The sequence below is a fragment of the Streptomyces sp. NPDC024632 genome (assembly GCF_055559175.1).
The window spans coordinates 75,025-94,390 of record NZ_JBVHLD010000026.1 but is presented as its reverse complement, the minus strand read 5'-3'; the positions used below and the strand labels follow the sequence as shown (position 1 = coordinate 94,390).

Here is a 19,366-nt window from a genome sequence, read left to right as displayed (position 1 = left end):
TGCGTGCGGTTGACGACGGTGATCGTCCGCCCGCCGCCCGAACCGGCCCCGGCCGCCGCTGACTTCGGCGCGGACGGCTTCGGCGACGACGGCTTGGGACTCGGCCGCTGCGACGGGCGCGCGGTCGCCGACGGCGAGGCGGACGCGCGGGTCGCGGTCGCGGACGCCGTCGGCGACCCGGACACGGTCGGGGCCGCCGGAGCCGAAGCCGCGGCCTGGCGGGTCACCGCCTCCGTACTCGCGGACCCGTCACCACCCGGCGAGGACGGCCAGTAGTAGACCACCCCGCTCGCGACCACGGCGGCCACGACCAGCCCCCACCAGCCCCGTACGGATCTCGTCCGCCGCCTGCGTCCCATCGTGCCGCCTCCAGCCGTGCCACGTGCATCGGTACACGTCGGAGACCCCGTGGGACGCGGCCGGATAACACAAACCGTCCGGCGACGGCATGGCGAAGGGCGGGAACACCCCCGTGGCTCCCGCCCCTGTCATTCGGACCGCAACCGCCGTCGCGCCCCGGCCGTCCGGCCGAGGCGCGGAGGAAGGGCCGGCGCCTGCCGTCCGGGATTCCGCTAGGTCTCGTCGTCGTGGAACGGGAGCCAGTTGGCGCGGCGGCGGGCCGCCTTCGGCGTGTCGAGGTGCATGATCGGTTCCTGTCTGTCGGCGAACCGTCCGTGGACCGCCCTCATGGGCGACGGACGGGCCGCCCCGTGGCCGGGGTCCGCGGGTGGCGGGTCCGACCTGGGGCATGCACGGGCAAGCCTGCCGGTCACGGCACCTGCCTGTCGTTAGCAGCCGGTCGCCTGACGACTTGGCAATGCGTCCACAACGGCCGGAGCCGCCCTAGGAACCCGCACCCGGACGTACGGACCGCTGGCGGTGGTCGGTGGGCGCCGCCCCGTGGACGGCGCGGTAGGCGCGGCTGAAGTCGGCCGCCCGCGGAAAGCCCCAGCGGGCCGCGATGAGATGGATCGGCGTCTCCAGCAGCGCCGGATCGGCCAGGTCGCGGCGTGCGCCCTCCAGCCGCAGGCGGCGTATGTACGAGGCGACCGTCTCGTCCTCCGCCTGGAAGAGCCGGTGCAGGTAACTGCGCGAAATGTGGTGCACCGCGGCGATATGACGAGGCGTCAGCTCTGGGTCGTGGAGATTCTGCCGGATGAAGGACTTCACCCGCAAGGTGAGCGCCCGGGTCCGCGTCTCCGGTGTCAGCGCCGCCTCGGCGTCCAGGGCGTTCGCGAGGAGCGCCGCCACCAGGTCGACCAGCACGGCGCCCAGCCGAGGACCGTCGGAGGGCGCGTACGGCACGGTGTCCGCGGCGAGCTGGGTGAGGAACTGCGCGAGCAGCGCGCCCACGCCCTCGCGTCCGGTGATGTGCCGCCCGATCACCTTGTCCAGCCGGTGCTGCGGAAGCGGCAGCAGCACCTTGGGGATCTCGACGCCCACCGAGGAGATCGAGCCGTGCCCGGTCCAGATCTCGTACGGCCGCGAGGAGTCGTTGGTGTGGATGTCGAACGCGCCGTAGGAGTTCTCCTCCCGGCCCCACGACACCCCGGCCTCACCGCTCAGCAGGAGCGAGAGGTGGTAGACCTCGGGGTCGGACTGCCGGATCAGCTTCGGGGTGCGCAGGAAGACCAGCTGCTCGAAGGTCGCGGGCCAGATCGACACCGCGCCCAGCCCGATCAGCCGCTGATGCGCCTTGAAGTCGGCCGCGCACTCGCTCTCCAGCCGCATCGGGGCGTGCGTACGGTTCATGCACTCGCGCCAGGCGTCGAATCGGTCCTCGACCGCCAGGTCCTCGCTGCGGAAGACCGTCTCCGCCAGCATCGCCACACCCACTTCCGCACCGCGACATCGCGCCGCCGACGTCGTGCCCGCCCCGGCCGTCCCGGAAAGCGGAACGTACGGCGCCGCGTCGGCGACCCCGGTGAGTTTGCCATGCGCCCCGGCGAGCCCCGCACGGCACCCGGCCGGGCCGCCGCCCCGGCACACCCTCCGGTCAGGTCCTTCGCGCGTCACCGCGCAGGACGCGGTGCCCGTACTCGGCGATCAGTGGGTCGAGGTCCGGCTCACCGAATTCGGCGATCAGCGCGCGGAACGCGACCACCTTGTCCGGGCCGAACCGCGCCACCTTCCCGGCGTACGCGGCGGCGTCCAGGAACTTCGGCGGGCTCGACTTCGAGTGGAACTTGTCCGCGTACATCACCAGCCGCTCCTCGACGGACTCGGCGACATACTCACCGGGCGGGATGGGCAGCCGCTGTCGCTCGATGTCGGCGCGCGTCAGCCCGACGCCGGTGTGGTGGGAGGCGAAACGGCACAGCTCCTCCGGCAGGCCCTCCGCGCGCAGCAGCTCGTGGCCGAGCACACCGTGCCGGACGTACGCGTCGTCGCCCAGCCGGTAGACACCGATGTCGTGCAGGAGCGCACCGGTCTCGACGAGCCCGGTGTCCACCGGCTCGGGCGAACGCGCGGCCAGGTCGAGGGCGATCCGCGCCACGATCTCGCAGTGGGTGCGGACGAGGGACAGGGACTCACGGGTCGGAGCGTACTTCTCGTGCAGCGCGCGCACGCTCTCGGCGGTGGGAAGATTCACTTCCGCAGCGTATGACCCGACACCCCGCGCCGGGGGCCCGCGGGCGGCCGTACGGAGTGCGATGCTCTGCTGATGACCACAGAACCGGACGCGGCGCGGCGGGCACGACGACACGGGGCACCCCCGTGCTGAACGTCCTGAACTGGCTCCGCACCCGCGACGCGGACCTGTCCGCGCTGCGCCGCGCCGGACGCGCCGCGATCGTCATGCCCGCCCTGTTCGCCCTGTGCGACAAGGTCGTCGGCAACCCGGCCATGGCCACCTTCGCCTCGTTCGGCGCGCTGTCCGGCCTGCTCTTCGTCGACTTCAGCGGCGCCATGGGCCAACGGCTCGCCGCGCAGACCGGTCTGGTGGCGGCGGGCGCGGTCCTGGTCACCGTCGGGACGCTCGCGTCGCGGACGGCGTGGCTGGCCGTCCTGGTCACCCTCGTCGTCGGCTTCCTCGTGCTGTTCGCCGGGGTCGTGAGCTCGGTGCTGGCCAGCGCCTCGACCGCGCTGCTGGTCGCCTTCGTGCTGCCGGTGACGCTGCCCGCCCCGGTGAGCGCGCTGCCCGACCGGCTCGCGGGCTGGCTGCTGGCCGGCGCGGCGTCGGTGATCGCCGTCGGCCTGCTCTGGCCCGCGCCCCGGCGCGAACCGCTGCGGCTGGCCACCGCCACGGCGTGCGCGCTGCTGGCCCGGCGGCTGCGCTCCGAGGTCGACTGCGTCCGCGGCGGCTTCGGACCGGTCGGCGCGGCCGAGTACCGGGCGCTGTCCGACGAGGCGGGCGCCGCCGTCGCCGCGCTGCGCACCTCGTTCTTCGGGACGCCGTACCGCCCCACGGGACTGTCCACGTCGGCGCGCACGCTCGTCCGGCTGGTCGACCAGGTGGTGTGGCTCGACGCGATCCTGGAGCGCATGCCGCTCGACGAGGAGCCCGGGCCGACGGACGCGGTCGTCTGCGACGTGAAGGTGGCCGCCGCGACCCTGCTCGAACACGGCGCGGCCAGCCTGGAGTCGGTCGCCGACAGCTCCGCGGAGCTGGAGCGCGACCTGCGGCGGCTGGAGGCCGCCCGCGAGGCGATGGAGACGGCCGTCACCGGCGATCTGCCGCTGCACCGGCCCCGGACGACGAAGTCAGGCTCCGCCGACGCGCCGGGCCCGTCCGGCGCGCCCGACACCCCTGCCGCCGACGACGCCATGGCCGGAATCCTCGGCGCCCTCGAACCGAGCTTCCGCGCCCAGGAGATGAGCTTCGCGATCTCCGCCATGGCCACCAACATCGGCCTCACCGTCGCCGCCCTGCGCCGCGGCTGGTGGGACCACGTCCTGGGCCGCGGGCCCTCGGGCGTGCCGTCCTTCCTGTCCTCCGCGCAGGAACGCGCCGGGGCCCACGTCGAGCGCCACTCCGTCTGGCTGCACAACAGCGTCCGCGGCGCCATCGCGCTCGCCCTGGCCGTCCTGCTCGCCGAGTCGACCGGAGTCCAGCACTCGTTCTGGGTCGTCCTCGGCACCCTCGCGGTGCTGCGCTCCAACGCCCTGAGCACCGGCCAGAACGCGCTGCGCGGCCTGCTCGGCACGGGCGTCGGCTTCGTCATCGGCGGCGGCATCGTCTACGGCGTCGGCACCCACACCACCGCCCTGTGGCTGCTGCTGCCCTTCGCCGTGGCCTTCGCGGGACTCGCGCCCGCCGCCATCTCCTTCGCCGCCGGACAGGCCGGATTCACCACCGTCCTGCTCATCCTCTACAACATCATCGAGCCCGCGGGCTGGCAGATCGGGCTCGTCCGCGTCGAGGACGTCGCCCTCGGCTGCGGGGTCTCCCTGGTGGCCGGGGCGCTGTTCTGGCCACGCGGGGCAGGACGCGCCCTCGGCCAGGCACTGGCCGACGCCTACGAGGAAGGCGCCCACTATCTGCGCGGCGCCATCCAGTACGGCGTCGCCCGCTGCGACGCCGCCGCCCCCGCGCCCGCCACCCCGCAGGACGAGCGGCGCCGGGCCGCCGCCGCCTCGCGCCGCCTCGACGACGCCTTCCGCGGCTTCCTCGCCGAGCGCGGCACCAAGCACATCCCGCTGGCCGACGTGACGACCCTCATCACCGGCGTCGCCGCACTGCGGCTCACCTCCGACGCGATCCTCGACCTGTGGGAGCGCGAGACCGTCACCTCGCAGGAGGACAGGACGGCGGCCCGCGGCGAGATCCTCTACGCGGGCACCTTGCTGGTCGACTGGTACGAGGCCGCCGCGCGGGCCCTCGCGGGCTCCGGCGCCGTCCCCGACCGTGCCGCCCGCGACGAGGCCGCGGACGGGCGGCTGCTCGACGCCGTACGCCGCGACCTCACCGCCGACGACGGGCGCGGCACCTCCACCGCCGTCAAGATGATCTGGACCTTCGACCACACCGACGCGGCCCGCCGCCTCCAGGCGGGCATCCTGCGCCCGGCGCGGGCCGCCGCGACCCTGCGACAGGGCCGCGGCCCGTTCGGCCCGCGTCCGGCGCTGCGGGTCAGGTCGTCGCGGGCGTGAGGCTCAGGTCGAGCCGCTGCGGACCGCGGACGAACACCCCGCTGTCCGGGGCCGGCGTCCCGTCGGCGAAGCCCATCTCGGTGAAGGCGTCCAGGAGTTGGTTGGCGCCGACCTCCACCTCGGCCTTCGCCAGCAGCGCGCCCACGCAGAAGTGCCGCCCGAGCGCGAACGCCAGGTGGTCGGCGGCGGCGCTGAAGGCGTTCGCGGTGGTCAGGTCCGTGCGGTGGATGTCGAAGGTGTCGGGCCTGTCGTAATGCCGCTCGTCCCGGTTGGCCGCGCCGATCAGACAGGTGACCGTCGCGCCCGCCGGGATGGTGACGCCGTGGAGCGTGACGTCCTGGGCCGGCTGCCGCATGATCATCTGGAGCGGGGGAGTGAACCGCAGGGACTCCGCGAAGGCCGCCGCCACCAAGTCGCGGTCGGCCCGCACGGCCTCCAACTGCTCGGGGTTGGCCAGCAGATTGCGGAACATCCCGGAGATCGCCTTGTCGGTGGTCTCGCCGCCCGCGGACAGCAGCAGGCTCACGAACGAGGTGATGTCCTGGTCGGTCATCACCGTGCCGTCGATCTCCGCCGTGCACAGCGACGACAGCAGGTCCTCGCCCGGCTCGGCCCGCCGCCGGTGGACGATCGGCACCAGATACGCGGCCAGCTCCCGGCTCGCGCGCATCCCGGCCTCGGCTACCTCGGGGTCCTGCGCGAGATTGGCGAAGAAGCCGACCACGGCGGCGTACCAGGCGTGGAAGCGGTCGTGGTCGTCGCGGTCGAGCCCGAGCATGTCGACGATCACATTGACCGGGAAGCGGGTCGCGAACTGATCGACCAGGTCCGCCTGTTCGGCGTCACGGAAGGCGTCGATCAGATCGCGCGCGTTGCGCTCGATCACCGGCAGGAACCGCTCCCGTAACTCCCGGCCGCGGAAGGCCGGTGCCACCAGCGCCCGGTGGACGGAGTGCTCCCGCCCGCTCATCTGCACGATGGTCCGCCCGCCGTGCACCGGTTCGAGCTGCCAGGCGTAGTTGTCGGTGGTGAACACCGGGTCGCGGAAGGCCCGTTCGACGTCCTCGTACCGCGACAGCAGCCAACTGCCGGTGCCCTCGTGGAAGACGACGGGGTAGTGCTCCCGCAGGACGCGGTAGGCCGGATACGGGTCGGCGGCGAACTGCGGCGAGAGGATGTCTGGCGGTTGCGGTATGACGGTCACGATACGTCCTCTGCTTCCCTGCTCACGGGCGCGTACGGCATGCGGGCGGTCACGACGCTAGGGCACGGCGGGCAGCCGCACCTAGGCGCTTTCGCGCCCTGTGCGGACCTCTACACTCCTGGCCATGCTGCCTCTGGACGACCCCCGCTGGACCACGCTCGACCACCGCGACCGGTCGAACGGCAAGGGCGGTTCCGACGCCCCCTGCGTGCCCGACGAACTGCGCCACCTGATCGACCACCCCGCCGACCGCGAACGCTTCGACGACCTGTGGCCGTACCTCTGCTCCGAGGGCACCGCCTGGCCCGCCGCGTACGCCGCCGTGCCGCACATCGTCACCATCGCGCGCGGCCTTCCGGCGGCCGAGAGGGACGACTACCTGTACGTGATCGGGCTCGTCGCCATGTGCTCGGGCGAGTACGGACAGGTCTGGGACGGCCTGCCCGACGACCTCGCGCAGGCGTACCGGCAGGCGCTCCCCGAGGCACTGGCCCTGCTCGGGGAGACGCTGGTGGCGGGCGAGCACGACCAGGTCACCACGGGTTATCTGCTCGCGGCCACGGCCGCGCTCAAGGGACACGGCGAATACGCCGAAATCCTCAACGACCTCGATGTGTACGCCGAATGCCAGTCCTGCGGCGAGCCGATGCTCGAACTGCCCTGATCCCCGCCGACCGTATACAGCGCCGAACCGGTCAGACCGATTCGCCGAAGCCGGGAAGAATGGCGAGGCGCCGCACGGTCGCCTTCTTGGCGATCTCGATGCCGGGCGCGTAGGTGTCCGAGGTGTACCAGGCCCGCGCCTGCTCCACGCTGCTGAACGACAGCAGCGTCAGGCCCTTGGCACCGTCCCACGTGCCCTCGACCGCCTCGGGCCTGGCGTTGATCATCAGGTACTCGCCGCCGAATTCGGCCACCGCCTTCTGGGCGATCTCCCGGTAGTCCGCCATGGCGGCCATGTCGGTCACTTGGATTTCCAGCAGGACATACGCGGTCATCTGCGGTCTCCCCGAATTCGGCTGCGAAATACGTCACATGACGTGGAACGCTGTGGATCACATGTGATCCGGCGCTCAGCATGCCGAATTCGGGACGGCCGCGCAATGGTCCCAAAGTCCCCGTGCCGTGCGGGAATTGGCGTGACTGTCACGCTCCGGTCCGCGATCGGTTCACCGGCCCGCCGCGGTGAACCGCCAGTGGCCGGAACCGATCGCGTAGACCGCCTCCTCGCCGTCGCTGTGCAGCAGCCGAGCGCCGTGCGTGGCCTCGACCCGCGGATGCCGTGCGCCGGGCAGCGGCAGATGGACGGCCGCGGTCGAGCCGACCGGCACCGTGACGTCGAGCGTGGTCCGGCCGTTCGCGACGGTCCAGGAACTGGCGACCGTGCCGCGCGGGGTGGCGATCGAGGCCGCGGCGTGCCGCATCCCCGCAGGGATACGCGGCGCGACCGTCACCGTACGGTAGGCCGGCCCGGTCGGCTCGATGCCCGCCAACCGCGTGTAGAGCGAGGCGTTGACACCGGCGAACATCGCGTGGTCGTGGGTCTCCATGTTGGAGTAGTACGTCCACTGCTCCCACGAACTCGTCGCGCCCTGGCCGATCTCGTACCCGAAGCCGGGGTAGGTGCGCTGGTCCAGCACCGTCATCGCCACATCGATCCGGTCGATCGCGGCGAGCGCGTCCATCAGGTAGCGGGTGCCGAAGATGCCGGTGTCGAGGTGTCCGCCGTCCTTCTCGGTGATGGTGGCGACCAGTTGCCGTCCGACGGCCGCCACATGCGCCGCGGGCACCATGCCGAAGGCCAGCGGCAGCACGCTCGTGGTCTGCCGCCCGTCCCCGTAGGTGTCGCCCGCCGCGTTGAGGAACGCGGCGTTGAACGCGTCCTTGATGTCCCGTGCCAGCGTCCCGTAACGGGCGGCGTCCGCGCTGTGGCCCAGCGCCGTCGCCGACTTGGCGACATCCACCGCCTGGAGGTACGACAGCGCGGTGTTCACCACCGACACCTCGCTGGTGCAGGCACCCGCGTTCGGCCCGCCGCGACCGCCGTTGGCGTTGGCGCCGCGGTCCGGCGGACACCAGTCGCCGAAGCCCCGGTCGCTCGGCCAGATGTGCCCCGGCACATCGGCGGCGTTCTTGTCGACGAACGCCTTCATCGCCGGATACGTGGCCGCCAGCGTCGCCCGGTCGCCGTACTGCTCGTACAGCGTCCACGCCAGCGTGATCTGGTCGCCGCCCATGTCGGGCTGCTGCGCGTTGCCCGCGTCGTTCGGCAGGGCCGTGCCGGGCGGCATGTCCTGGAGGTACTTGGCGTAGTAGCGGTCCATGCCGAACTCACGGGTGGACGCGTCGTGATACGCCTGCACGTCCATGCCGGGAGGAGTCCGCTCGTCGCGGACCGGATTGTCGGTCGGGACGCTCATCGAGTTGTTGAGGACGCTCCACCGGTTGTTCCGCCAGATCTGGTTCAGCAGCGCGTCGGAGGAGGAGAAGGTGCCCGTGGAGGCCACGTCGGCGTGCACCACGCGCGCGTCCAGGCTGCTCAGGGCCGGTCTGCCGGGGAAGCCGGTGACCTCGACATAGCGGAAGCCGTGGTAGGTGAAGCGCGGCTCGTACGTCTCCGCCGTACGGGCGCCCGCCAGAGTGTAGGAATCGGTGGACGCCGCCGACCTGTTGGTGGCCGTGTCCAGCGTCCCGTCCGCGCCGACCTCCTCCGCCGTCCGCATCCTCACGGTCGTCCCGGCGGGACCCGTCACCCGCAGCCGCTCCCAGCCCGCGATGTTCTGCCCGAAGTCGTAGACGTAGACGCCGGGCTGAGGCTGCGTCAGCTCCACCGCGCGGAGCGTGTCCGTCACCCTGACCGGCGGCATGGTGTCCGCGACGAGCTTGTCGGAGGGCGCCGCCACCGTCCGCACCGGCTGCCAGCCGGAGTCGTCGAACCCGGCGCGGTCCCAACCCGGCTTGTCCAGGCGGGCGTTGTAGCTCTCACCCGCGTAGAGGTCATTGGCGGTGACGGCGCCGGTCGACCACTTCCAGGAGTCGTCGCTGACGACGCTCTGCCGGGTGCCGTCGGAGTAGCGGACATCGAGCAGCACGACGGCCTGCTTGGGCCCGGTCCAGCGGAAGCCGTACGGGCTGAACCGTGGCCCGTATCCGTTGCCCAGCCAGAGGCCCACCGAGTTGGCGCCCTGTTTGAGGGAGCCGGTGATGTCGTACGTGGCGTACAGATCGCGCTGGTCGTACGGCGTGCTCGCCGGTGCGAGCACCCGGTCGCCGACCTTCGCGCCGTTCAGGTGCATCTCGTAGAAGCCGAGCCCGTAGACGTACGCCCGCGCCCTGGTGACCTTCTTCCGGCCGTCGAGGGCGAAGCCCTTGCGGAGCAGGGGCGCCGCGGGGTTCGGGTCGAGCAGTGCCGGGTCGCCCTTGGGTTCGAGCTGCCCGTCGGTGACCGCCGAGTCGGGGAAGGACGGGTCGGGCGAGGCGGAGAAGTCGTCGGAGAACAGCGTGGCCCCGTCCAGGCCGCGCACCACGAGGTTGTCGTAAAGGGCGTCCTCGGCGACATGGCCGGTGGTCGAGGTGCGGAAGCCCAGGGTGCCGGCGGTGAAGGCGGTGTCGGTCCGGGTGTCCACCCGCGTGCCGTCGACCGAGGTGGTGATCGTGGCGCCGTCCGCCCGGACGGTCAGGTGGTGGGGCGCTCCGGCGTTCGCCGTGGTGACCACCGGGCTGAGGTCGACCTCACCGAGGGTGGCGAAGGAGCCGTCCTTCTTGACGTGCGGGCGCAGCAGCACCTTGCCGGGCGTCGAGGCCGCGTTGATCTGCCACATGTAGTAGTCGCGGCTGTCCTTGACGCGGAACAGGACGCTCGCCGCGCCCGCCTTGATGGTGAAGTCCGTGTCCAGGGTGAAGTCCGACCAGGAGTCGGCGCCGCCGGTGTCCGGGGTGATCCACCGCGCGCCCTTCCAGTCCGCCGAGTTCAGCAGGCCCATCTCCCAGCGCCCGACCGGACTCCAGGCCGACGCCCGGCCGTAGGCGTCCCAGACCTGCACCTTCCAGTAGTAGGTGCGCGAGGACTCCAGCGCGGGACCGCCGTAGGGCACGCCGGTCGAATCGCCCGTCGCCACCCGGCCGCTGTCCCAGACATCCGCCTTCGGGGAGTTCAGCCGGGCCGGGTCGCTCGCCACCAGCACCCGATAGGCGCTCTGCCGCTGGCCGTTGGCCGCGGCGCGCAGTTTCCAGCCGAGCGCGGGACGCGGATCGTCGATGCCCAGCGGATCCGTCGTGGCGTCAGCGGTCAGCTCACCCACGGAGATTCCGCCGGACGCGGCCTGCGCGGCCGGGGGGCGAGCGAAGGGCGCGCCGCCCAGGGACAGCGACGTCACCAGCACCGCGACGGTGATCCCGTACGACAGTTTTTCCCGCGCAAAACCGGACATCGGACTCCTTGCGGTGAGTGAAACGATTCACTCCATTGAGGCGTGAGAAACGTATGAGAACGCCCGGCGGGGCGTCAATACTTCTGACGCGGCCCGGTTGCGTGCAGCCGCCATCCGGGGGTGTGTACCCGATCCATCGGATCGGACATCGTTGTCGACATTGAAAGACGTTTCAATTTCCTGGTCGTGGGCTTTCGGGTAATTCCGGGCGCACGCCTATTGACCGGCTGCTGAGATGGACTTAGGTTCTCCACGGCTCCTGTTGAATCGTTATACGGTCTGCCCCGCTTCGGATACGGCGCGTCCCCCGTGGCCCGCGCCCGGCGACCGGCCCCGCACCGCCCCTGTGAGGCGGGCCCGTTCGGCGCGACGACGGAATGAATCGATTGACCGGGCAGGTGGCGCCGCACCACGGCCGCGCACCGCGCGACGTACTCCAGAGGGGACACCGATGACCGCACACCCCGCAGCGCAGCCCGACGGCGGACGGCCCGCACGGGCCCGACCGGCCAGGCTCGTAAGGGCGTTGACCGCCGCCCTGCTGCTCACCTCGGCCACCGGACTGCTGCCCGCCGTCACCGGACAGGCCGCGGCCGACAGTGGCACGGCCGCCTGCCCCTGGCTGCACTCCAAGGCCGCCCCGGAACAGCGGGCCGCGCAGGTGCTCGCGCGGATGACCACCGACGAGAAGCTGTCGATGACCCACGGCAGCCAACTCCCCGGCTACGCGGGCGTGGTGGCCCCCCTGTCCCGGCTCTGCGTACCCGCGCTGAACCTCAACGACGGGGGAGCGGGCGTGGTGATGGGCGGCACGACAGCCATGCCCGCTCCGGTCGCCGCCGCCGCCACCTGGGACCCGGCCGTGGAGACCGCGTACGGACAGGTCGTCGGCGCCGAGGCGAAGACCAAGGGCGTCAGCGTCAACCTCGGACCCGATGTGAACCTGGAGCGCGACCCGCGCGGCGGACGCGTCTTCGAGATGGCCGGTGAAGACCCCTACCTGTCCGGCGCGATGGCCACCAAGTACGTCCAAGGCGTCCAGTCCCAGGGCGTGATGGCCGACCTCAAGCACCTCACGGCCAACGACACCGAGCAGAACCGCAACAACGGCAACGCCATCGTCGACGAACGCACCCTCAATGAGATCTACTACCCGGCGTTCAAGCAGGCCGTCCAGCAGGGCGACGCCGCCTCCATCATGGCCGCCACCAGCCTGGTCAACGGCGTCCACTCCAACGAGGACGCGTATCTGCTGAACCGGACCGCCAAGCAGGACTGGGGCTTCGACGGATTCGTCGTCACCGACTGGGACGGCGCCCGCAGCACCGTCCGGGCCGCCAACGCCGGTCTCGACCTCACCATGCCCGCCCCCGGCAACTTCGGCCAGCCGCTCGCCGACGCCGTCCGCTCCGGGCAGGTCGGCATGGCCGTGCTCAACGACAAGGTCGCCCGGCTGCTCACCGAGGAATTCGCCTACGGCCTCTTCGACACCGCACCGGGCTCGCCCTCCGCGACCGCGACCACCCCCGCGCACATCGCCACCGCGCGCGACATCGCGGCGCAGGGCACCGTCCTGATGAAGAACGCGGGCCGGCTGCTCCCGCTCGACCCCGCCAGGACGCCCACGGTCGCCGTGATCGGCGCCGCCGCCAAGGACGCGCCGATCACCGGAGGCGGCGGCAGCTCGCACGTACCCGTGGACGCCTCGTCCGTCGTCACCGTCGCCGACGGCATCGCCCAACGGCTCGGGACGAAGGGCCGCGTCGACTACCTCGGCTCCTGGGCCGCCCGGGCGTCCTCCTCGGCCGGCCCCTCCGACCAGCCGCACAACATGGTCGACGGCAAGGCAGGCACCCGCTGGTCCAGCGGCACCCCGATGGCCGACGGCCAGTGGGTCAGCGTCGACATGGGCGCCTCGCACAGCATCGACCGGGTCACCCTGGACGCGGGCAACAGCACTGACTACGCCCGCGGTTACCGCGTCTTGCTCTCCGCGGACGGCGCCACATGGGGCGACCCGGTCGCCGAGGGCGCCGGCACCGGACAGGTCGTCACCGCGACCTTCGCCGCCCGGCAGGCCCGCTACATCAGGATCGAACAGACCGGCACCGCCGACAGTTGGTGGTCGATCGCCGAACTGACCGCCTTCGGCGCGGACGGCACCGGCGCCCAGGCCGCCATCGGCAGAACCGGAGTCGACGTCCCCGGCGTGACCGACAAGCTGCCGACCGTACCGGCCGCGACCTTCACCACCGCCGACGGCCGACCCGGCCTGACCACGCAGTACTTCAACAACCTCGACCTGTCCGGCGCTCCCGCGCTCACCCGCGTCGAGCCGACCGTCGACGACCACTACACGGCCGCGCCCGGCCCCGGTGTCAACCCGGCCGGATTCTCCGTGCGGTGGAAGGGCTACCTGACGGCACCCGTCACCGGCACGTACACCTTCTCGATGGCCAACACCGGCGGCATCCGGATGACCCTCGACGGGCAGCCGGTCTTCCAGGACTGGGCGCAGTACGGCCCCGGCGTGTCCGCCATCCGCCTCAAGGGCGGCGTGCGGACCCCGATCACGGTCGAGAACTACCAGCCGGTCAACGGCCCCACGGGACCGGTCGCCGGGACGCCGACCAGCCCGCCGGGCAACGGCTCGGTCACCCTGGGCTGGCAGGTGCCCGACACCGCGGCCATCGCCGCCGCGGCGGCCGCCGCCCGACAGGACAGCGTCGCCGTGGTCGTCGTCAACGACGACGAGAGCGAGGACGGCGACCGGCAGAATCTCACCCTGCCCGGCGCGCAGGACGACCTCGTCGAAGCCGTCGCCGCGGCCAACCCGCACACGATCGTCGTCCTCAACACCGGCGCGCCCGTGCTCATGCCGTGGCTCGGCAAGGTCGACGGCGTCCTCGAGTCCTGGTACGGCGGCCAGCAGAACGGCGCCGCACTGGCCTCCGTCCTGTTCGGCGACGTCAATCCCTCGGGCAAGCTGCCCCAGACCTGGCCCGCGAGCATGGCGCAACTGCCGACCGCCGACCCGTCCCGCTACCCGGGCAACGTCGATGTGGCCACCAACACCACCGACTACCACTACAGCGAGGGACTCGAGGTCGGCTACCGCTGGTACGACGCCCACCACCTCACCCCGCTCTTCCCGTTCGGCTACGGCCTGACCTACTCGTCCTTCTCCTTCAGCGGGCTCACCGTCTCACCGGGCGTCACCGGCACGACCGGGCCGGTGAAGGTCTCCGCGACGGTGAAGAACACCGGCACCCGTACCGCCTCCGAGGTCGCTCAGCTCTACGTCGGCGACCCGGCGGGCGCGGGCGAACCCCCCAAGCAGCTCAAGGGATTCCAGCGCGTCACCCTCCGGGCCGGACAGTCGCGGCGCGTCACCTTCACCCTCGCGCCCGACGACCTGCGCACCTGGGACTCCAAGGCCCATGCCTGGACGACGATTCCGGGCACGTACCGGATCTACGTCGGTAACTCCTCCCGCGATCTGCCGCTGACCGGCGCCCACACCCTCACCACGACCACCGGTGCCCGTACCGTCACCGCGCAGGTCCCCGCCGCGCTCGACCCCGTCCACGGCAACGTGGTCACCACCACCCTCACCGCGGGCGGCACGCGCACGCTCCAGCACGTCCGGCTCGGCCTCGACGTACCCGCCGGATGGACCGTACGGGCCCTGACGCCCGCCACCTTCAACCGTGTCGACCCCCGCACCCGCCCGCGCACCTCATGGCTGGTGACCCCGCCCGCCGACGCGCAGAACCGCCTGTGGCGGCTCACCGCGACGGCCACGGCGAGCGGCGGATTCAGCGTCTCCGGCGGTCAACAGGTCACCACCGCGCCGCTGGTGGCCGCGCGACTGACCTCCGCCACCGAGCTGGCACGCACCGGCACAGTGTTCCCCGCGACCCTCACCCTGCGCAACGCGACCGACCAGACCGTCACCGTCGCCGCCGACATCAAGGCGCCGACCGGCGTCACCGTCACACCGTCCCGGGCCGGGGTGACCCTGCGCCCCCGCGCCACCGCCACCACCAAGCTGACCGTCACCGTCGGCGCGAACGCCACCTCCGCGGCGCTCGACCTCACCGGCACCGCCACCGTGGCCCGCCACGACCACCCGCTCGACGGCGGATCGCTCGCACTGCCCCTGCTGTACGGATCACTCGCCGCCGCCTACGACAACACCGGGGTCGGCGACGAGACCGCACCCGGGGGGGCCGACTTCGACGGCGCGGGATTCAGCTACTCCGCCCAGGCCCTCGCCGACGTCGGCGTCAAGCCGGGCCAGCTCGTCGCACACGGCCCGGCCACCTTCACCTGGCCGGACCCGGCACCGGGCGGCGCGGACAACGTGGTCGCGGCCGGACAGCACATCGCGGTGGACACGAGCGGATCCGCCCTGTGGTTCCTCGGCGCCGCGAACAACGGCAGCGGATCGGGCACCGGCACCCTCACGTACACCGACGGCAGCACCGCCCCGTTCACCCTCGCCCTCACCAACTGGACCCCGAGCACCCCGCTCCCCGAGGACGAACCCGTCGCCACCGCACCCCGCTGGAACCGTCCGCCGAACAGCGGCTATCCGGCCGACACCGCCGTCAGCCTGTACGCCACCAAGATCCCGCTGGCCGCGGGCAGGACGCTGGCGTACGTCACCCTGCCGACCACGGTCACCGGCGATCAGGCGGGCACCCGGCTGCACGTCTTCGGCATGACCGTCACCTAGGACCGACAGGACCCGCCGGACCATGACCGCCGTTCCCCGTCCACCCCTCCCGGGCGGGGAACGGTACCGCCGAGTGCCGTACACGCCGGGCCGGGCACGACTAAGGTGTGCCCGGCCCGCACCCGCCCGGCGGGCCGGATGTTCCTTGGGGGGACCGTCATGCGTATCTCACTGCGCGCCTCACTGCGCGCCACCTTATTGACCACCGCCGTCGCGCTCGGACTTGTGGCCGGGGGAGTCGCCCCCGCGCAAGCCGCGACCGGCTACGACCGGTGCCCGCAGGGCGCCCTGTGCCTGTTCGACCAGCCCGGCGGCCAGGGGACCATGACGTCCTATACCGCCGCGCAGCCGACCCTCGGCGCGTGGGACGACAAGGCGTCCTCGGTCTACAACCGCACCGGCTACCACGCCCTGTGCATGTACAGCCTGGCCGACTACCAGTACCTCGACGCCGTCCACGACGTCGAGGCCGACACCACCGGCACCGGCGACGACCGCTGGGAGCTGTCGCGGTTCACCAGCCCGGGCGCCACCCTCGACCACAACCTCAGCTCCTTGCGCTGGGCGCACACCCTGCGGGAGTGCCAGGGAGGCCCCGAGTACCTGCCGTGGTTCGCGCCGTACGGAGTCTTCAAACGCCCCGCCCAACCGTTCGGCGATCTCAACGGCGACGGCCGCCAGGACCTGCTGCTGCGGACGTACTCCGGAAAGCTGTGGCGGCTGCCCGGCGACGGCACCGCGGGTCTTGAGGGGTCCGGCTGGAACTCCATGTCGGCGCTGACCCGGCACGGCGACCTCAACGGCGACGGCACGGAGGACCTGCTGGCCCGCGACACCACCGGCCGGCTGTGGATGTACCCGGGCACCGGCCGCGGCACCTTCGGCGCCCGGCTCCTGGTGGGTCCCGGCTGGAACACGATGACCGCCGTCACCGCCGCCGGAGACCTCGACGGCGACGGCAAGGGCGATCTGCTGGCCCGCGACACCACCGGCCAGTTGTGGATGTACCCCGGCCGGGGCGACGGCACCTTCGGCACCCGCCTGCTCGTCGGTCCCGGCTGGAACGTGATGGGCGCCTTCGCCGCCCCCGGCGACCTGACCGGCGACGGCCGCCCCGACCTCGTCGTGACCGAGCTGTCCACGGGCAAGCTGTGGCTCTATCCGGGCGACGGACACGGCCGCCTCGGCGCCCGCGTCCTGGCGGGCACCGGCGGCTGGACGCCCTTCACCACGCTCCTCGGCATCGGCGACCTGACCGGTGACCTGCTGCCCGATCTCGTGGCCGCCACCACCGGGCAGATGCGCGTGTACTCGGCGGGGACGTCGGAGGGCGTCTTCGACACCGGGGCGCGCGTGAGCCTGTCCGAGGGCGACGCGCTGTTCTGATCCCGCCGGGAGTCACCGGACGGGTGCGTCCGGCGGACGGCCCGCCAGGGAGTCGAGGAGGCTGCGCGCGGCGGTCGGTGCGCCGGTCGCCGCGCTGGTCCGGTGACTCCCGGCGCGGACCGCTCAGCCGGAGGCGCGGACCCTGATCAGCGGCGCGTCCCGCGAGAACTCCCGGAATCCGACGCCGTAGTACAGGGCGCGCGCCGCCGGATAGCCCGGCGCGCCCAGGCAGGCGACGGTCGCGTGCGTGGCCCCGGCGGCCCGCGCGCGACGCATGCCGTGCAGGAGCATCGCCCTGGCCAGCCCCAGACGCCGGTAGTCCGGATGGGTGCCGACCGGCTCGAACTCGACGGTCGCGTTCGCCTCGTCGAACCACATGATGGTCGAGGACGCCATCGTCGCGTCCGGCGCCTCCACCAGGAGGTGCAGATCCGCGCGGTAGCCCGTCGCCCGCCGGACACCCTCATAGCTCTCGGCCGTGTACGTCGAGGGCGCCCACGCGTCCACATGGGCCCGGACCGCGGCCTGCGGTCCCGCCTCCTCGGCGGTGCGGAACCGGAATCCGTCCGGCAGCAGCGGCTCCTCGACGTCGGTCAGCTCCCGCTCGTTGAGCTGCGTCCAGGACCCCTTCTCGCCGAGCGAGGCCGGATCGGGCTCGTAGCCGTGCGCCGCCCACCGCGCCAGGCCGAACGTGTCGGCGCCGCTCGGCACTACCGTCCGCTCGACGTCCGGCGTCGTGGCGTGGAACCAGTCGATCACCTCGTCGACCAGTCCCGCGTGGTCGGGGTGGACCTGATACGCCAGATAGGCGCCGGTCGCATCCCGCACAGAACCGTCGCTGCGCCGCAGCCGGTGCGGAAGCTGGGCCCAGCCCCACGCGACCGGCTCCCCGCCGGAGAACCACAGCCGCCGCGGCCAGTTCGCGCCGCCGGCGGCGTGCCCCTTGCCCCAGTTCCACGCCAGCTCGCCGTACGACGCGTCGGTGTTCACCAGGTCAGGGCGCACGGCGGTGACGCGCTGCGCCATGTCCTGCATGAGCTGTACGTCCGCGGCGGTCAGCAGCTCGAAGTCGGTCATGGTCCGCCACAGTGTCAGGACTCGGCGGAGCCGTCGAACGGTTTTCCGGGCCCACCGGTCGCGGCGGCCGAGAACACGGGCGGGCGTGTCGTCACCGAATTCGGGGGCGGCAGAGCCGGATCGGGCTCAGCCCTCACCGGGGCGCGGGGCGTCCGATTCGGCGGGGAAGCAGTCCAGCCGGGCGGCGGCCAGTTCCTGGAGTGTGCCGCCCGCCGTCAGCCAGCCGAGCAGGCACGACGGCAGTAACCACGGCCGCAGCGAGGTCGTCACCGGTACGAAGGTGATCTGCCGGTCCGTGGTGTCGAGCACCGCCCAACCGCCGTCCCTGACCAAGGGAACGGCCGCTATCCGGCAGGTGTCGTGCGCCGCGGTGACGGCCAGCAGCCAGCGGCTCGCGTCGCCTGCCGAGCGCGACCTGCTCCCGTAGAGCACATCGGCGAGCTGCCGCCACTTCGGCGCCTCGTGGGTGTCCGCGTCGACCACGAAGTGCTCGTCCAGGACGCGGTGTTCACCCGGCAGGGCCGCGCCGGGCGCGGCCGACAGGACGGCCTGCCGCCCCGGCGTCCGTACGGCCAGCGAGAGCGCGGGCGCCGGTCGGTCGGCCACCGAGGCCGTGGGCATGTCCCTTTGCGTGACGGCGAGTTCGACGCCGAGGTCCATACCGAGTTCGACACTGACCAGACATCGGCCGCTCGGCGGTTGAGGTCCGTCCGCCCATGCCGCCGACCCGCTGTCCATCGCCATCCGGGCCGTCCTCCCCCCGCTCACCCGCTGGACCCGTCGGAACCGCTGGGTCCGCCGAGCCCCCGAGCCCTGAGCGCCTCCGGTACGGCTCTCACGAAGAGGCCGGGGACCGGGCCGTTCTGTGACTCGACAGGACATCAAACCGGCATTTCGCCCGCGTTACGATCAGCGAACAAGCGATGACGGATTCCCGTACCTGTCTGGCGCGTTGGGGATCGCCGCAGGCGCGCGCTCAGCGCTCCGCGCGGTCGAAGCGGCGGATGAAGCGGCGCTGCCACGGCGTCTCCACGGCGCGGTGGTGATAGTGCCGGCGGATGAAGGCGACGGCCTCTTCCGCTGGGACCCCGTCCAGAACGGCCATGCAGGCGAGGGCCGTTCCGGTCCGCCCGATGCCGCCGCCGCACGCGACCTCCACCCGCTCGTCCGCCGCCCGGGCCAGCGCTTCCTCGAAGGCCGCCCGCGCCTGCCGTCGATCGGCGGGCAGCCGGAAATCCGGCCAGCGCACCCACCGCGCCTCCCACCGCGTCAACGGCGGCTCGCCGCCCAGCAGATAGACGCCGAAGGACGGCGTCGGGCCCGCCGGAAGCGGTCGGCGCAGACCGCGCCCGCGCACCAGCGCACCGGACGGAAACCGTACGATCCCGTCGCCCGACGGGTCCCAGCTCTCGGTCATCCCGGCACCCTACCGAG

12 protein-coding genes and 2 pseudogenes are annotated in these 19,366 nt (G+C 72.4%); 5 read left to right on the top strand and 9 right to left on the bottom strand.

Annotated elements, in window-relative coordinates:
- Window positions 1-3 precede the first annotated feature (3 nt).
- A complete protein-coding gene (locus tag ACZ37P_RS36515) occupies window positions 4-276 on the top strand; it encodes a hypothetical protein (protein WP_401314103.1) in 273 nt (90 codons plus the stop codon).
- A gap of 567 nt (window positions 277-843) precedes the next feature.
- Here ACZ37P_RS36515 and ACZ37P_RS36510 read toward each other — a convergent pair.
- Together ACZ37P_RS36510 and ACZ37P_RS36505 are read right to left on the bottom strand one after the other, a co-directional pair.
- Complete coding sequence (locus tag ACZ37P_RS36510; protein WP_391051911.1) at window positions 844-1,824, bottom strand: AraC-like ligand-binding domain-containing protein; 981 nt, start codon at window positions 1,822-1,824, stop codon at window positions 844-846.
- 172 nt (window positions 1,825-1,996) lie between these two features.
- Window positions 1,997-2,593, bottom strand: coding sequence for an HD domain-containing protein (locus ACZ37P_RS36505; protein ID WP_467350744.1), 597 nt, complete (start codon window positions 2,591-2,593; stop codon window positions 1,997-1,999).
- Window positions 2,594-2,718: 125 nt separating this feature from the next.
- Between ACZ37P_RS36505 and ACZ37P_RS36500 the strand changes: the two genes are divergently transcribed.
- Window positions 2,719-5,094, top strand: coding sequence for an FUSC family protein (locus ACZ37P_RS36500; RefSeq protein WP_467350743.1), 2,376 nt, complete (start codon window positions 2,719-2,721; stop codon window positions 5,092-5,094).
- On the opposite strand, the gene ACZ37P_RS36495 is transcribed toward ACZ37P_RS36500, so the two are convergent.
- Entirely contained in the window at window positions 5,075-6,298 is a 1,224-nt protein-coding gene (locus ACZ37P_RS36495) for a cytochrome P450 (RefSeq protein ID WP_391164328.1), read from the bottom strand. The two genes, ACZ37P_RS36500 and ACZ37P_RS36495, sit on opposite strands and share 20 nt — an antisense overlap.
- 124 nt (window positions 6,299-6,422) lie before the next feature.
- Here ACZ37P_RS36495 and ACZ37P_RS36490 point away from each other — a divergent pair, with 124 nt between their 5' ends.
- Complete coding sequence (locus tag ACZ37P_RS36490; RefSeq protein ID WP_467350742.1) at window positions 6,423-6,962, top strand: hypothetical protein; 540 nt, start codon at window positions 6,423-6,425, stop codon at window positions 6,960-6,962.
- Window positions 6,963-6,993: 31 nt separating this feature from the next.
- Here the strand turns inward: ACZ37P_RS36490 and ACZ37P_RS36485 are convergent, their stop codons facing one another.
- The 3 genes and pseudogenes from ACZ37P_RS36485 to ACZ37P_RS36475 all read right to left on the bottom strand — a co-directional run.
- Window positions 6,994-7,296, bottom strand: a complete 303-nt coding sequence (locus ACZ37P_RS36485) for a DUF1330 domain-containing protein (protein ID WP_401314110.1) — start codon at window positions 7,294-7,296, stop codon at window positions 6,994-6,996.
- Between the two features lie 171 nt (window positions 7,297-7,467).
- Window positions 7,468-9,699, bottom strand: a pseudogene (locus ACZ37P_RS36480) (family 78 glycoside hydrolase catalytic domain); the annotation flags it as partial.
- Window positions 9,700-10,278: 579 nt separating this feature from the next.
- Window positions 10,279-10,728 (bottom strand): annotated as a pseudogene (locus ACZ37P_RS36475) (glycoside hydrolase family 78 protein); the annotation flags it as partial.
- A 451-nt stretch (window positions 10,729-11,179) separates the two neighbouring features.
- Between ACZ37P_RS36475 and ACZ37P_RS36470 the strand changes: the two are divergent.
- On the top strand, window positions 11,180-15,469 hold the full coding sequence (locus tag ACZ37P_RS36470) for a glycoside hydrolase family 3 C-terminal domain-containing protein (protein WP_467350739.1): 4,290 nt from the start codon (window positions 11,180-11,182) through the stop codon (window positions 15,467-15,469).
- Between the two features lie 159 nt (window positions 15,470-15,628).
- Window positions 15,629-16,855 carry an FG-GAP-like repeat-containing protein gene (locus ACZ37P_RS36465; RefSeq protein WP_467350738.1) on the top strand — a complete coding sequence of 409 codons (1,227 nt, stop codon included), beginning with the start codon at window positions 15,629-15,631 and terminating at the stop codon, window positions 16,853-16,855.
- Window positions 16,856-16,978: 123 nt separating this feature from the next.
- Here ACZ37P_RS36465 and ACZ37P_RS36460 read toward each other — a convergent pair whose 3' ends face one another.
- The 3 genes from ACZ37P_RS36460 to ACZ37P_RS36450 all read right to left on the bottom strand — a co-directional run bounded on the left by ACZ37P_RS36460 (window position 16,979) and on the right by ACZ37P_RS36450 (window position 19,349).
- Window positions 16,979-17,932, bottom strand: a complete 954-nt coding sequence (locus tag ACZ37P_RS36460) for a GNAT family N-acetyltransferase (RefSeq protein WP_391051837.1) — start codon at window positions 17,930-17,932, stop codon at window positions 16,979-16,981.
- A gap of 126 nt (window positions 17,933-18,058) precedes the next feature.
- The gene (locus ACZ37P_RS36455; RefSeq protein WP_401720802.1) at window positions 18,059-18,676 is read right to left on the bottom strand and encodes a hypothetical protein; all 618 of its coding nucleotides are present in this window, start codon (window positions 18,674-18,676) and stop codon (window positions 18,059-18,061) included.
- A 232-nt stretch (window positions 18,677-18,908) separates the two neighbouring features.
- Entirely contained in the window at window positions 18,909-19,349 is a 441-nt protein-coding gene (locus ACZ37P_RS36450) for a protein-tyrosine phosphatase family protein (RefSeq protein WP_467350737.1), read from the bottom strand.
- Window positions 19,350-19,366: the final 17 nt, after the last annotated feature.